Source organism: Vibrio sp. PBL-C16 (assembly GCF_034321865.1).
GTDB classification, from domain to species: Bacteria; Pseudomonadota; Gammaproteobacteria; order Enterobacterales; family Vibrionaceae; genus Vibrio; species Vibrio alginolyticus.
This window is the reverse complement of the sequence record NZ_JAXLNY010000002.1, coordinates 2,877,116-2,890,610: the sequence shown is the minus strand read 5'-3', so window position 1 is coordinate 2,890,610 and position 13,495 is coordinate 2,877,116. Positions and strand designations below refer to the sequence as shown.

15 protein-coding genes are annotated in these 13,495 nt (G+C 40.7%); 11 read left to right on the top strand and 4 right to left on the bottom strand.

The window, feature by feature from the left end; genetic code table 11:
- Window positions 1-103: 103 nt before the first annotated feature.
- Genes rfbB through UQW94_RS21470 form a run of 11 tightly spaced genes read left to right on the top strand, consistent with a single transcriptional unit; the run spans window position 104 to window position 9,386 of the window.
- Window positions 104-1,168 (top strand): dTDP-glucose 4,6-dehydratase, encoded by a 1,065-nt coding sequence (gene rfbB, locus UQW94_RS21520; RefSeq protein WP_322142547.1) that lies wholly within the window; start codon window positions 104-106, stop codon window positions 1,166-1,168.
- On the top strand, window positions 1,168-2,040 hold the full coding sequence (gene rfbA, locus UQW94_RS21515) for a glucose-1-phosphate thymidylyltransferase RfbA (RefSeq protein ID WP_136976546.1): 873 nt from the start codon (window positions 1,168-1,170) through the stop codon (window positions 2,038-2,040). Before rfbB ends, rfbA begins: the two co-directional genes overlap by 1 nt.
- A 30-nt stretch (window positions 2,041-2,070) precedes the next feature.
- Entirely contained in the window at window positions 2,071-3,159 is a 1,089-nt protein-coding gene (locus UQW94_RS21510; RefSeq protein WP_206170716.1) for a DegT/DnrJ/EryC1/StrS family aminotransferase, read from the top strand.
- Window positions 3,160-3,183: 24 nt separating this feature from the next.
- The gene (locus tag UQW94_RS21505) at window positions 3,184-4,719 is read left to right on the top strand and encodes an amino acid adenylation domain-containing protein (protein ID WP_136976547.1); all 1,536 of its coding nucleotides are present in this window, start codon (window positions 3,184-3,186) and stop codon (window positions 4,717-4,719) included.
- Window positions 4,720-4,723: 4 nt separating this feature from the next.
- Entirely contained in the window at window positions 4,724-4,951 is a 228-nt protein-coding gene (locus UQW94_RS21500) for a phosphopantetheine-binding protein (protein WP_031827230.1), read from the top strand.
- Between the two features lie 3 nt (window positions 4,952-4,954).
- Window positions 4,955-6,022, top strand: a complete 1,068-nt coding sequence (locus UQW94_RS21495) for a ketoacyl-ACP synthase III (protein ID WP_136976548.1) — start codon at window positions 4,955-4,957, stop codon at window positions 6,020-6,022.
- A gap of 40 nt (window positions 6,023-6,062) precedes the next feature.
- Window positions 6,063-6,239, top strand: a complete 177-nt coding sequence (locus UQW94_RS21490; RefSeq protein WP_322142546.1) for a hypothetical protein — start codon at window positions 6,063-6,065, stop codon at window positions 6,237-6,239.
- Window positions 6,240-6,244: 5 nt separating this feature from the next.
- On the top strand, window positions 6,245-6,985 hold the full coding sequence (locus UQW94_RS21485; protein ID WP_033905964.1) for an SDR family NAD(P)-dependent oxidoreductase: 741 nt from the start codon (window positions 6,245-6,247) through the stop codon (window positions 6,983-6,985).
- Entirely contained in the window at window positions 6,978-7,853 is an 876-nt protein-coding gene (locus UQW94_RS21480) for a formyltransferase family protein (protein ID WP_198556783.1), read from the top strand. Before UQW94_RS21485 ends, UQW94_RS21480 begins: the two co-directional genes overlap by 8 nt.
- 3 nt (window positions 7,854-7,856) lie before the next feature.
- Window positions 7,857-8,486, top strand: a complete 630-nt coding sequence (locus tag UQW94_RS21475; RefSeq protein WP_033905966.1) for a NeuD/PglB/VioB family sugar acetyltransferase — start codon at window positions 7,857-7,859, stop codon at window positions 8,484-8,486.
- A 39-nt stretch (window positions 8,487-8,525) separates the two neighbouring features.
- Window positions 8,526-9,386: a glycosyltransferase family 2 protein gene (locus UQW94_RS21470; protein WP_225473525.1), complete on the top strand. Its 861-nt coding sequence runs from the start codon at window positions 8,526-8,528 to the stop codon at window positions 9,384-9,386.
- Window positions 9,387-9,414: 28 nt separating this feature from the next.
- On the opposite strand, the gene waaA is transcribed toward UQW94_RS21470, so the two are convergent.
- From waaA to lpxM, 4 genes are read right to left on the bottom strand one after another with little or no spacing between them, the layout of a single operon-like run.
- Window positions 9,415-10,683 carry a lipid IV(A) 3-deoxy-D-manno-octulosonic acid transferase gene (gene waaA / locus UQW94_RS21465; RefSeq protein ID WP_225473526.1) on the bottom strand — a complete coding sequence of 423 codons (1,269 nt, stop codon included), beginning with the start codon at window positions 10,681-10,683 and terminating at the stop codon, window positions 9,415-9,417.
- Window positions 10,677-11,732, bottom strand: coding sequence for a lipopolysaccharide heptosyltransferase II (waaF, locus tag UQW94_RS21460; protein WP_225473527.1), 1,056 nt, complete (start codon window positions 11,730-11,732; stop codon window positions 10,677-10,679). Before waaF ends, waaA begins: the two co-directional genes overlap by 7 nt.
- The gene (locus UQW94_RS21455; protein WP_186584527.1) at window positions 11,729-12,451 is read right to left on the bottom strand and encodes a glycosyltransferase family 25 protein; all 723 of its coding nucleotides are present in this window, start codon (window positions 12,449-12,451) and stop codon (window positions 11,729-11,731) included. The genes waaF and UQW94_RS21455 overlap by 4 nt, the downstream gene beginning before the upstream one ends.
- Window positions 12,448-13,434: a lauroyl-Kdo(2)-lipid IV(A) myristoyltransferase gene (gene lpxM, locus UQW94_RS21450; protein WP_132936695.1), complete on the bottom strand. Its 987-nt coding sequence runs from the start codon at window positions 13,432-13,434 to the stop codon at window positions 12,448-12,450. Before lpxM ends, UQW94_RS21455 begins: the two co-directional genes overlap by 4 nt.
- Between the last annotated feature and the right edge of the window lie 61 nt (window positions 13,435-13,495).

The following is a 13,495-nucleotide window of genomic DNA, read 5'->3' as shown; positions in this document are numbered from 1 at the left end:
CTTCTTGAGTCTAACGATGCTCGAGTGAGTCTATAAACTACAATAATCATAAAGTATTCATGTGTATCTGATGGCACAAAAATTAACGTAGGTAACATTTGTAATGAAAATATTAGTAACCGGTGGAGCAGGCTTCATTGGCTCAGCTGTTGTCCGACATATCATTCGTGACACCCAAGATACCGTCATCAATTTAGATAAACTGACCTACGCAGGGAATCTAGAATCACTGGTTGATGTCTCAGAGAGTGAACGTTACTACTTCGAGCAAGTGGATATCTGTGACCGAGCTGAACTAGATCGCGTGTTTTCAGAGCATCAACCCGATAAGGTGATGCATTTGGCGGCTGAGTCTCATGTCGATCGCTCTATTGATGGTCCTGCTGCTTTTATTGAGACCAACGTGATGGGCACTTACCATTTGCTTGAAGCGGCTCGTCAATATTGGTCGGGCTTAGATGAAGCGCGCCAATCGGCATTCCGTTTTCATCATATTTCTACGGATGAAGTGTATGGTGATTTAGAGGGAACGGATGATTTGTTCACCGAAACCACTTCATACGCGCCGAGCAGCCCATATTCTGCATCTAAAGCTTCGAGCGATCACCTGGTTCGCGCTTGGCAACGTACTTATGGCTTACCAACACTTATCACTAATTGCTCCAACAACTATGGCCCGTACCACTTCCCAGAGAAGTTGATCCCTCTGATGATTTTAAATGCCCTCGATGGCAAGCCGTTGCCTGTGTATGGTGATGGTATGCAGATCCGAGATTGGCTGTTTGTGGAAGACCATGCTCGCGCGCTGTACAAAGTGGTCAACGAAGGTGAAGTCGGTGAAACCTACAACATTGGTGGCCATAACGAAAAAGCCAACATCGAAGTGGTGAAAACCATTTGTGCTTTGCTTGAAGAGCTGCGACCAAACAAACCTGCCGGGATAGAGTCTTATGAATCTTTGATCACGTATGTGAAAGATCGCCCTGGTCATGATGTGCGCTACGCAATTGATGCCACCAAGATTGCTCAAGAGCTTGGCTGGACGCCAGAAGAAACGTTTGAAAGCGGTATTCGCAAAACCGTCGAATGGTACCTAAACAACCCACAATGGTGGCAACGTGTGCTTGATGGTTCATACAGTTTAGAGCGATTAGGAGCGGGCGAATAATGAAAGGCATTATTTTAGCAGGTGGCTCGGGCACTCGCCTTTACCCTATTACACGCGGTGTCTCTAAGCAGTTACTGCCGGTTTATGACAAACCAATGATTTACTACCCGTTGTCAGTACTTATGCTTGCGGGCATTCGTGAAATCTTGATCATCACCACGCCAGAAGACCAGGAGGGTTTTCAGCGTCTATTAGGTGATGGCTCAGAGTTTGGCATTGAGTTGCAATACGCGATTCAACCAAGCCCAGATGGCTTAGCTCAAGCCTTCATCATTGGTGAAGAATTCATTGGCGATGACTCAGTATGTTTGGTGCTGGGTGACAACATCTTTTATGGGCAAGGGTTCACACCTATCCTTCAGCAAGCTGCGATGAAGACCCGTGGCGCGACGGTATTCGGTTATCAGGTTAAAGATCCTGAGCGATTTGGCGTTGTAGAATTTGATGCCAATATGCAGGCGATTTCGATTGAAGAAAAACCAGTAAAGCCTAAATCCAATTATGCTGTCACTGGGCTGTATTTTTATGATAACCGAGTCGTCGAATTGGCAAAAAAAGTCAAACCTTCAGCTCGTGGTGAATTAGAGATTTCGACGCTAAACCAAATGTACCTTGAGCAAGGTGACCTGAATGTTCAATTACTAGGGCGCGGCTTTGCTTGGTTAGATACTGGAACGCATGAAAGCCTACATGAAGCTTCTTCGTTTGTTCAAACCATTGAAAATGTTCAAGGTCTTAAAGTTGCCTGTTTAGAAGAGATTGCGTGGCGCAATGGGTGGTTAACAAGAGACCAGATACTATCCATTGCAAAACCGATGCAAAAAAATGATTACGGACGTTACCTTTCCGAGTTAGTCACCGAACAAAAATAGCACTACTCGTTAGTTGCAATGAGATATTAAATGATGAGCAATGAAATTGTTCCTGTAACAAAACCATATCTACCGTCAAAAGATAAGTATAAACAATATGTTGATCGTGTGTACGAGAGCGGTTGGTTGACCAATAGTGGTCCTCTCGTTAAGGATTTAGAATCTCGACTAGCTGAGTATCTTGGTGTTAAGCATGTTATATTGGTTGCAAATGGCTCATTGGCACTTCAAGTTGCTTACAAAGCACTTAATCTAGCTGGAGAGGTGGTCACAACACCTTTCTCTTTCGCTGCGACCACAAGCACGCTTAATTGGGAAAATTTAACCCCTGTTTTTTGTGATATTGAAAGTGATACCTTTAATATCAATCCTGATTTAATTGAAGATCTTATTACAGAAAAAACGTCTGCAATAGTACCGGTGCACGTGTTTGGTAACCCATGTAAAGTAAATGAGATTCAAGCTATAGCAAACAAGCACGGTCTAAAAGTTATCTATGATGCCGCTCATGCTTTTGGTGTGGACCTAAATAAAAAAAGTGTATTAACGTACGGTGATATAAGTACATTAAGTTTCCATGCCACAAAGTTATTCCACACGATAGAGGGTGGAGCTGTGATTACACAATGTGATGAGCTAGCAGCTAAAGTACGCTCTATGATTAACTTTGGAATAACAGGACCGGATTCAATAGAAGGTGTTGGAACCAATGCCAAGATGAATGAGTTTGAAGCCGCTATGGGTCACTGTGTTCTAGATGATATAGAAAGTATCATGACCAAGCGAAGAGGCTTATGGCAAAGTTATCAAACCCACCTTTCTGATGTTTTCCAAATGCAATATTGGTCGGATAGCTCAAAACCTAATGGTGCGTACGTACCAATCGTGTTTGACTCGGAGCAGTCATTACTTAGAGCTAAGGCTAACTTGGAAGCGAATAACATTTTTCCAAGAAGGTACTTTTATCCAAGTTTAGATCTTGTCGATAGTTATGGTCATGAAGGAACTCCATGTGAAGTTAGTCGCTCGACTAGTAAAAGGATCTTATGCTTGCCTATATATTTTGATTTGTGTGAATCAATGGTAAACAAGATAAAACAAATACTTAAAAAATCATGATTGGTTGCAAAAAGAGAGTATAAGATGAGAAACAGCATCCTGAAATATCTACAAGCATCGTCGATGAAACATCCAGAAAATATTTGTGTTTCGGATTCGATCCACTCTTTGACTTATGCAGAAAGTACAGCAAAGTCATATGCTATCTCATTGCAACTAAGACAGCAGGGAAGTTTAAACAAGCCGATTGTTGTGTTTGCGAAAAAATCTGTAAATGCACTCTCCATGATCTTTTCTGCGACAATGGCTGGAGGGATTTACTGCCCCGTAGACATTAACTCACCTAAAGAACGACTATTAAAGATCTTATCTAACCTTCAAGATTGTCTTGTTCTTTATGATGAAACGTCTCGAAATTTATTAAATTCATTAGAATTAGATAGTCCAATTTCAACTATTAATATCGATGAAATACCAACATCTAAGCTACCTATGCAAGATATTTGGGCTGATATCGAAAAGTTTAATCAAACCGTTATTGATAAAGATCCATGTTATATAATTTTTACTTCAGGCTCTACAGGCACACCAAAAGGTGTCACTATTTGCCATTCTAGTGTTATTGATTATATTGATTGGGCTAATTCAGCCTATGAAGTGAGCAAGGCTGATATTATTGGTAGTCAAGCACCACTATTCTTTGATAACTCGACTTTAGACATCTATTTGGCGTTGTCTAATGCGGCAGAATTGCATGTTATTCCTGAAAGCGTGTTTATTTTTCCTCAGAAAACACTTGAATACCTGAAAGAAAAAGCAATAACAACGATCTTCTGGGTTCCTTCATTGCTTGTAAATATTGCGAACCTTAAGTTACTTGATCAGTTTCAATTGCCATGCTTGAAGAATGTATTGTTTGCTGGGGAAGTAATGCCAGCGAAGACGATTAAGTACTGGTTAGATAAGCATCCTAATGCTCATTACTCTAACTTGTACGGACCAACAGAAATTACCGTTGATTGCACCTACTATGATGTGCCGTCAGACTGGGATGGGGATAGCTTACCTATAGGGATCCCTTGCCATAACTCAGGAATTCTAATCCTAGATGAAAACGACCAACGTAATGATGAAGGTGAATTGTGCGTTCGAGGCTCTAGCTTAGCGCTTGGGTATTGGGCTAACTCAGAAAAAACAGAAGAGGTATTTTGTCAAAACCCACTTCAAGATAAATACATTGATATGATCTATCGTACCGGAGACTTGGTTAGACTTGTTGATGGTTTAATTTATTATATTGGTAGAAAAGACTTCCAGATTAAGCACAATGGCTATCGTATAGAACTTGGTGAAATTGAGTCTCAGATCATGGAGCTAGATGCTGTCGAACAGTGTGTTGTTGGTTATTTATCAGAAGATAAAGTGCTTTATTCTTTTGTTCAATGCAGTAGTTCGATGAGTGAAGTTGAGCTTAAAGTTGCACTGACGAAACGTTTACCAAAGTACATGATTCCAAGCAAGATTGGCTTTGTACAAGAAATGCTTTTTACGCCAAATGGTAAGTTAAATAGAAAAGCTTTTTCAGAGAAAGCACTACAAGAATTTGTAAAGGTTAAATAGTAGTATGTGTGAAAAAATTATAGCAATCTTAACCACAATGAAACCAGAACATGAGTTTGCTAAAGATACTGAACTTTTTGAATCAGGTCTGTTGGACTCTTTTGATTTGTTAGTCCTAGTAAGTGAGATCGAAGCTCAGCTAGCTATTTCAATTCCTGGTGAAGGTTTGGTTCCTGAGAATTTTGTTTCGCCGCATGTTATTGGTGAGTATCTTAAAACGATTCAAGGTTAATTTATGAAAAGTGATATTGGCAATATCTCGCTGAAAGGGATAGTCGCAGCCGTTCCAAAGCATATTTCTTACTTTGATGATGAGATAAAAAACTACTCACACACAGAGCAGAGTTCTAAAAAGCTGAAGAAGCTAATGGGATACAATCAACATCATGTTGTTTCAAAAGAAACGGCGCTCACTGATATGATTTTTCCTTTGCTTGAGGACCTGTCAACCACTCTTGGGTGCGACTATCAGGATGTGGATGGAATTTTGGTGGTAACTCAAACTCCTGATTACCCAATTCCGTCAACGGCTTCGATAGTACATGGCGCTTTTGACTTTAAAACCGATTGTTATTGCATGGACATCAACGATGGTTGCAATGGCTATATTCGAGGTTTGTTTGAAGCTTCGAGCCTAGTTCGTAATAGTGATGCGCAAAAAGTGTTGCTAATTGCTGGTGATGTTTTAAGCCGTAAGGTTTCTTTAAAAGATCGTAACTCATACCCTCTTATTGGGGATGCAGTTACTATCACTTTAATAGAAAGAAGAGCGGAAAATGTGAAGGCCCCTCTTGAGATCAAACATGATGGTAAAGGAGCAAAAGCTTTAATGATCCCATCAGGTGGTATGGTAAACCCTTGTACCTCTGATACTGCCGCTCTTGCTGAGGACGAAGAAGGAAATTGGCGTTGTTCTGAGCATTTGGTCATGCAAGGTAGAGATGTTTTTACGTTTACTCAAACAACGGTAATCAATTTTATTAAAGAGTTTATTGAAACGAACACAAAACCAGAAGAGATTGACTACTTTTTCTTTCATCAAGCAAATAAGTTTATCTTGGATCGTTTCCGTTCAGCACTGAAGGTAACGGAAGAGCAGTTACCTTCAGAGGTAGTGACTATTTATGGTAACTCTTCGTCCGCAACTGTCCCAATGTCGATTTTATCATCTTGGATGAAGAATTCGGGCTTTGAGGGTAAAAAAGCACTATTATCAGGCTTTGGTGTAGGTCTGAGTTGGGGGGCGACCTTGATTGATGTCAATGAACTTACACTATGTAAACTAATTAAGTTGGATGTATAAATGACTGTTTTTTTGGAAGAACTAGCTGAAGATCCTAGAGTTGGAAGTAGAAGAGCTAACTCCTGATTTTGAATATCAAGAAACGGAAGAGTGGGACTCTTTAGCCCAATTATCTCTTATCACTTTATTCGCAGATGAATATCAAGTAGAAATTGGACACGGTGATTTAATCGAACGAAAAACTGTGGGTCAATTGCTCGAGCTACTTCCTCAGTAATTTCGATGAAAAGAAAAGTTCTTATCACAGGAGCGACTTCAGACATTGGCTTGAGTATTGCTCACAAACATGTTCAAAAGGGAAACTTTGTGATCCTTCTTGGACGTAATGAAGAGAGCCTTAAAACCGCTGAGGAATCTTTAGGAAAAGATTCCTCAGCCGCTTATGTTTGGGATTTGAAGTCTCCTTCATCATTAAAACCGCTGCTGAAAAAGATCGTTACTGAGCAAGGTAAAGTTACAGATCTTATCTGTGCTGCGGGCTACCATAAAATCTTGCCGTTGAAGTTAGTATCGGATGAAGAGCTTCTTTTGACTATGCAAACGAACGTAAATAGTCACTTGATCCTTTGCCAGCTTTTTTCGAACGCTTTATATTCAGATAAGTCTCAGGATAGAAGTATTACACTGATTTCTAGCATTGCCCATTTCGTTGGTGAGCCAGGATTAGTTGCTTATTCTGCAGCAAAAGGGGCTTTGATTTCTGCAAGTAAATCAATGGCTAGAGAATTAGCTCCGCGTAAAATCAGAGTAAATACCGTTTCGCCTGGATGGGTTGAGACCAAGCACACAAAAGATGTAGCGGTTGATTTGGGCGAAGCAGCACTTGAAAAGTTACATAACCTATATCCTTTAGGTTTAGGCAAACCTGAAGATGTTGCAGAGGCCTGTTATTTTTTGAGTAGCAGAGCGTCTCGCTGGGTGACTGGTTTAGATCTTGTGATTGATGGAGGGCGCAGTGTCTAAATTAAAGTTTGAAACCGTAATCGTGATCGGTTTTGGTAAGATAGCTCAAGACGTTGCTTCCAAGCTTCTTCAATATGATGTGACGCTGAAATTGTTACAGACAGAGATGCAACCTTTTTCTACTCTTGAGTCATTTGCTCAAAAACACGACGTCGCATATCAATTTAAGCATACGAAAGAAGATATCGAGTCTTCGTTACTCAGGTGGCTGTCTGGTAATACATTAATCATCAGTGCGAATAATAACTACCTTTTTAAAGGGAAGTTACTGACTTTAAAGAATGTAACTATTATCAATTTTCATAATGCACTTTTACCAAATTTACGAGGAAGAAACGCACCTAGTTGGGCTATTTTTCATCAATTAGAAAAAACCGGTGTCACTTGGCATTATGTTGATGAAGGTGTAGACACTGGTGAGGCTATTGCTTTTTCCGACGTATTAGTTGATAAGCATGACAAAGCATATCAGGTCGCTCATAAATGTATGCATGCCGGATTAGAAGCCTTTTCAAACGTAATTGATGAATTGTTGCAAACAGGCAGTACTCCTTGCTTGACTAAACAGCCATTGAGATACGACTATCTGTATCTGTCCAAAGATATCCCCGGAAATGGCTGGCTAGATATAAAACAATCAACGCTTGAGAACTATCGCATATTGAGAGCATTAGATTATGGACCATTTAAAGTTTTTCCTAAGGCTCTAATTGATAATGATGGTGATAGATACTCTGTACGTGCTTATCAGTTTATTGATGAACCAAGCGATAAATCTGTAAATAGTAGCGAAAATAGCATCGTGATAAATGATGAGTTTGGCTTGTTAAAAATACACGTTGAAAAAACCGAGATTGAGCAGGGGTAAATAATGTCTAATCCAATTATTATATTTGGAGCTAGTGGTCTAGCTGCGGAAGTGTACAGCTGGATACAAGATGTAAATGATATTCGTGAACGTTTCTTGTGTTTTTGTGTGACTGACGAATATTTTGTATCAGGAACAACATTTTATGGCCACGAAGTAAAATCAATCTCCATGCTAGATGATCTTGAACAGTTTGATTTTATTTTGGCATTTGGAGGGGAAGGTTATGCTCGCGCTAGTATTGCCGAAATGCTAAAAGATAAAGGCGGTAATGCTATCTCATTTATTCACCCTAGTGTTGTGTTGAGCCCATTCTCTTTAATAGGTGAAGGTGTAATTATTAACCCAAACTGCAGCATCTCTCCTGGTGCAGCTATTGGTGACTTTTCGCTCATCAACTGTAATTGTGCTATTGGACATGATGTCAAAATTGGTCGCTATACCTCTTTACTAGGAAGCAATACCATCAATGGTCATGTAGAAATTGGTGAGAGAGTATTGATTGGCTCCGGAGCAACTATCCACCCTAAAGTTAAAGTAGCAGATGATGCGACAGTTGGCATGGGAGCTGTCGTATTTACCAAAGTGAGGTCAAATACCACCGTTCTAGGTAATCCTGCTAAAAAGATATAACTCTTCTTAATTAAATAAAATAGAAGACAGAGGAATAAAATGTCCACCAAAGTCTCGGTTATTTGTACTTGCTATAATCACGAAAAATATATTGAGCAGACACTTTTATCTATACTTAATCAGACAGTAGACTTTGAATACGAGTTGCTTATACATGATGATTGTTCTCCTGACAATAGTCGAAAAATTATCGATAGAGTTTTTAATGAGTATTCTGGGAAATGCCAAATAAAGAGAATTTATCCAGAGGAGAATATATACTCTAAAGGGTCATCAGCTGTACTTTTTAACATGTTGCCTCATGTTGATGGGGAGTTCATCGCTTTTTGTGAAGGTGATGACTATTGGGTTGATGACAACAAGCTTCAAAAACAGCTTGAAGCTTTGGCAAACCATAAGGATATTAATGCTTGTTTTCATCCTTCTTTGACTTTGCTAAAAGACCAGTTGGTTGACAAGAAATACGGATACCAAGGCGATTTAGAAAAGAAAATACCTTATCAGTACGTCATTAAGAAGGGCGGAGACACTATGCCTATGGCATCGATGTTTATTAGAAAAGAGCCGTTTTTTGACCTAATTTATCAACATGAAGACTTTTTCAAGCTTTATGGCGAGCACTCTGTGTTGCAGATTATCAATAGTATCGAGCAAGGCGCCTGGTACCTCCCTGAAAAAATGTCGGTTTATCGTAGCATGCATGAGGGCTCTTGGAGTCTCCAGCAAGCAAAAGACCCAACGGCAGAAGACCGAGAGTTTGAGCAATATAAAATCCGTATTCTTGGTTTGAACAAGATCTATCGCTATAAGTATTGGATATGCTTTTTAAGTATATATCTGAAAAAATCGAAAAAACATTACCTAAAGAAAATAAAGCGTTGGTTTAAAACTAAAGCTTAAAATAAAGCCGAGTTAATACTCGGCTTTTTTAGATAGAAGAGGTGGCTGTGGTGGTACGTTGTAAGGAGCCTGAGTTTGCTAACATAAAATGAGCAAGCTCTGACGTGATGTGCTCATGAACTGCGACGTCTTTAATTAGAGCCACGATAGCTCTTGCCAGTTCATCCTCATTTTTCACAATTTTGATGAGGTTGTTCTGCTTCATTTCATGTACGATTTCTTTGAAGTTAAAGAAGCTTGGACCATTGATAATAGGGACACCCAAAGCAGCAGGCTCCAATACATTGTGCCCACCAACCTTATCTCCAATTAGGCTTCCCCCCATAAAGCAGATGTCCGCTGCGCCAATCAACGTTAGCATCTCACCCATTGTATCGCCGAGATATACTTGAGTATTCGTCTCTACTGCATGCGTTGAAGTACGACGCACAGTGTTAAAGCCTTGCTGTTGGCAAAGTGCAAACACATCATCAAATCGTTCCGGATGGCGAGGAACCAAAATAAGTAATGCATTTGGATGAGATTTTAAAACTTGTCTATGTGCATCTAATACCTGTTCGTCCTCGCCTTTGTGGGTGCTAGCTGCAATCCAAATCGGACGATCGTTTCCAAGTTGGGCTCGAAGCTGCTGTCCTTGCTGTTTCACTTGCTCTGATATTTGAATATCGAACTTAATCGAGCCAGTAACGGATAGTTTCTTTTTCTCAACGCCTAAGCGTTCGAAGCGCTCTGCATCTGAATCCGTTTGGCAGAGTACTTGAGTTAGGCATGGATGAAGCTGGTTAAAAAGCCGCTGTATTTTGGCGTAGTTCTGACACGATTTTTCAGATAGGCGAGCATTCACGACTGTTATAGGGATACCCGCTTTGTAAACATGGTGAAGCGTGTTTGGCCACAGCTCAGTCTCAATGATCAACATTTGTTTTGGTTGTACTGATTTAAGAAAACCTTTGATAGCAAAACCAAAGTCAATTGGCATATAGCGGTGTTCAATTAAATCACCCAACTTAGCAATCTGTTCAGCTCCGGTACTTGTTGTTGTAGTAACTAGAATAGATTGTTCGGGGTTTTGTTCCTTAAGGGCTTTAATTAAAGGTGTTGCTGCTATGCTTTCACCAACAGATACGGCATGTATCCAAATAGGTTTGTCGTTGCTTTTTAGCTTGGGAGTTATGCCAAAGTGCTCTTTCCAGCGAGAGCCAAACTGAGGCTTATTTGGTTTGCTCTTGTACAAACCAAATAAAAGCAGCGGTGACGCTAGGGCGAGTAGTAAGGTATAAACAATACGAACTAACATGAGCTTATCGTAATGGCGTCAAGTTTTTGGATACTATCTAGCACTTGCTTAGGCGAAAGTTCTGTCAAACACTTAAGGTGTTTGTATTGACATTCACGCTGGAAACAAGGGCGACAATCAATATCGGTATGAACAATCTCCACTTTTTCTGCGAGTGGGGGGGTGTACTTCGGTGAAGTTGAGCCATACACTGCAACAACATTACAACCAACCGCAGCTGCCACATGCATTAAGCCTGAGTCATTCGCGACAACAGTCTTACATGCAGCAAGTAGGTCGACCGCTTCAATTAAGCTGGTTTGGCCTGCCAGAACATGAATGTGCTCATGGAATTGCGTCGGAACAAGTGCGCGAATATTGTTACAAGTCTCTAAGTCCTTTTGAGAACCAAACAACCAGATTTGATGCCCAGAACGAGCCATTTGTGTCGCAACTTCAGCGTAGTGTGTTTCGGGCCATTTTTTGGCAGGACCAAACTCTGCTCCTGGGCACAGTCCGATAATTGGTAGGTCTTGGGCTAAGTTGAACTTTTTGATCGTGGCTTGTTGCTCTGCCGCGTTGATTTCAAGGCGTGGGCGAGGCAAGGTTTCAAGCCCGCCGAGAGAGTTAGAATCCACCATTTCTGCTTTTGGATAAGCTAACGCTACATAGCGCTCTACCATGTACTGAAAAGACTTCATGTTAGGGCGTAAATCATTCAATAAACCATAGCGCATTTCTCCTTTCCAGCCAGTACGAAGAGGAATGTTGGCAAACCATGGGATCAGTGCCGATTTCGCTGATTTAGGCAAGATATAGGCGTGGTCATATTGCTTTTCACGTAACGATTTGCCAATTTCCCTGCGGCCTAATAAGTTAAACTCACCATGACCGATAGGCATTTCAATCGCTTGATGGATTTCTGGCATACGCTCAAGAATCGGTTTACACCATCCTGGAGCGATAACGTCAATTTGGCTATCTGGATGGCGTTGCTTTAATACGATATATAACGATTGCGACATTACCATATCGCCGACCCATGCAGGGCCAATGACTAAAATCTTCATGCTTTGTTTTTCCAGTATAGGAATTTCAAAATTGACTCATAAGTTCTAAAAAGTTCAGCGTATATTTTATTCGCAAGAGTCATTTTGGATTTATCTTTTCTTTTACCACCAATCGTCGAAGCAATCTCTGCTCTAGTAAAGAGATCTGGAGACACGCTGTAAACTTGAACACCATGTCTCCATGGTTTTTCCATGTAGTCATCGACTGGTTCAATAAACTTTTGAGCATGCATAACAAACTTTGATGCTGCTTTAGGTGTGACGATATAAGCGGTGGTACCACAAGTGCCTGCTGAGTATCCCCCTAGCATATGATTATCATCAATAGGTACGATTGGGGTGAATACACGCTTCTGAGTGGCAGACAATTTGATGTAGTCATAATTAGAAGTCAATGGAAGGGTATGTTCGAGTACTTGCTTCAGCCCTTCTACGGGGTCGACGTTGTCTTCTAAGATGACGATCGGTTCATCAAGCTCAACACATCGAACCCACAACTCGTAATGGCTTGCAAAACAGGCGACTTCACTGGTTTTTAATTGATACCCTTTGCGGCGTAGAGTAATGGTTGGACGACTTTTTTCTGAATGAAGAAAACGGTCAACAGAGCCATCTACTGCATCAAAAAATTCAAACGTAATGCCTTGTTGTTTTAACTTTTCTTCAATACGTTCTCGGCGATCTAGTGATCGAGCCAAGCTTACGACAAATACTTTCACTGCACTTTCCAGTCGCTGTTATATCTTGGTTTAAACAAATTGTAATAGTTATTGCCGTCTTCTTGAGAGTGCAGCAACTGTAGTACCCACATATATTGTTCGGGTTTATCACCGACAAAATATTCAATGGCTTCATTACAGGTACGAGCGTCTTGCTCTTCGCCTTTATCCAGCTCAAACGCTGGTAAAATCTCAATATCAAACGTACCATCTTCAGTGTTCATCGACGCAAATAGAGGCAGTACTTTTGAGCGTGATAGTTTCGCAATTTTGCCTAAACCAGGTAGCGTTGCTTTACGTGTTGCAAAAAAATCCACAAACACACTATGCTCTGGGCCGTGATCTTGATCAGGTAGATAATACCCTACATAGCCATCTCGAATGGATTTCAGAAAAGGCTTAATGCCACCTGAGCGTTCATAAACACGGCCACCGTATTGGACTCTTTGCTTGTGCATCAGCCAGTCAGCAACATCATTCTTTTGTTTCTTCGCCATTGCAGAAACTGGCATTCCCATTGAAGCGAGCAAGATAGCAGGCACATCAATTGCCCAAGAGTGGGGAACCATTAAAATCACATTTTCGTTGTTATCAATGTGCTGTCGTAAAATGTCTAGGCCGCGAATTTGGCAACGGTTCTGAAGCCATTTTGGTGAGCGTAAACTTAGTAACCCGAAGCGAAAAAAGAACATGGCTGCTGTGTAGAGTGTTTTTTCTATCAAAGTTTCACGTTCTTGGAACGACTTTTCCGGAAAACACAGCTCAAAGTTAACCCTCGCTCGGTGAGCTGGACCTTTGTGGGATTTACACAGTTTTTTGGCTATGGTTTTCGCTAACCACTTTTGTAAACCCAGAGGCATTAATGATAACGGTAAAAATAAGATAACACCTAACCACGTGCCCCAGTACTTAGGCGACAGAAAGTGGCGCTTAAACTCAGGGTTATATGCTTTAGGGTCGAAGTCATCACGTTTTATGGTCATGGCGTGTCTAGTTACCTATTCGTGTGTGGGCGAAGTGGTTTAAATGAGAAAAAGATAGTTA

Bases quoted from the DNA above. Each gene is read 5' to 3' on its own strand.
- rfbB (WP_322142547.1), top strand. From the start codon at position 104: ATGAAAATATTAGTAACCGGTGGAGCAGGCTTCATTGGCTCAGCTGTT.
- rfbA (WP_136976546.1), top strand. From the start codon at position 1,168: ATGAAAGGCATTATTTTAGCAGGTGGCTCGGGCACTCGCCTTTACCCT.
- UQW94_RS21510 (WP_206170716.1), top strand. From the start codon at position 2,071: ATGATGAGCAATGAAATTGTTCCTGTAACAAAACCATATCTACCGTCA.
- UQW94_RS21505 (WP_136976547.1), top strand. From the start codon at position 3,184: ATGAGAAACAGCATCCTGAAATATCTACAAGCATCGTCGATGAAACAT.
- UQW94_RS21500 (WP_031827230.1), top strand. From the start codon at position 4,724: ATGTGTGAAAAAATTATAGCAATCTTAACCACAATGAAACCAGAACAT.
- UQW94_RS21495 (WP_136976548.1), top strand. From the start codon at position 4,955: ATGAAAAGTGATATTGGCAATATCTCGCTGAAAGGGATAGTCGCAGCC.
- UQW94_RS21485 (WP_033905964.1), top strand. From the start codon at position 6,245: ATGAAAAGAAAAGTTCTTATCACAGGAGCGACTTCAGACATTGGCTTG.
- UQW94_RS21475 (WP_033905966.1), top strand. From the start codon at position 7,857: ATGTCTAATCCAATTATTATATTTGGAGCTAGTGGTCTAGCTGCGGAA.
- UQW94_RS21470 (WP_225473525.1), top strand. From the start codon at position 8,526: ATGTCCACCAAAGTCTCGGTTATTTGTACTTGCTATAATCACGAAAAA.
- waaA (WP_225473526.1), bottom strand. From the start codon at position 10,683: ATGTTAGTTCGTATTGTTTATACCTTACTACTCGCCCTAGCGTCACCG.
- waaF (WP_225473527.1), bottom strand. From the start codon at position 11,732: ATGAAGATTTTAGTCATTGGCCCTGCATGGGTCGGCGATATGGTAATG.
- lpxM (WP_132936695.1), bottom strand. From the start codon at position 13,434: ATGACCATAAAACGTGATGACTTCGACCCTAAAGCATATAACCCTGAG.